At 54.7% G+C, this 274-nt stretch carries 1 tRNA gene; it reads right to left on the bottom strand.

The features are described from left to right. Position 1: 1 nt before the first annotated feature. Positions 2 to 78 (bottom strand) — tRNA-Met (locus CHR90_RS03510). Between the last annotated feature and the right edge of the window lie 196 nt (positions 79 to 274).

Genomic DNA, 274 nt, shown 5'->3' with positions numbered 1-274 from the left:
TTGGTTGCGGGGGCAGGATTTGAACCTGCGGCCTTCAGGTTATGAGCCTGACGAGCTACCGGGCTGCTCCACCCCGCGTTATTTTTTTGCGCTATCGGCTTACGCCTACTTGAGCGCGCTTGTTTGTCCTACCGGCCTTTGGCCTACTTGAGGACGGTGTTTTTTTGTCCTACCGCGCGTAGCGCTGCTTTAGGACGGTGTTTTTTGCGCTACCGCGCTTTGCGCTGCTTGAGGGCGTATATTTTTGGAGAGGGTGACGGAGTTATATGTGTTG

It is taken from the genome of Elstera cyanobacteriorum (assembly GCF_002251735.1).
Taxonomy (GTDB): domain Bacteria; phylum Pseudomonadota; class Alphaproteobacteria; order Elsterales; family Elsteraceae; genus Elstera; species Elstera cyanobacteriorum.
The sequence above is the reverse complement of the archived record's forward strand: the minus strand, read 5'-3'. Positions and strand labels throughout refer to the sequence as shown.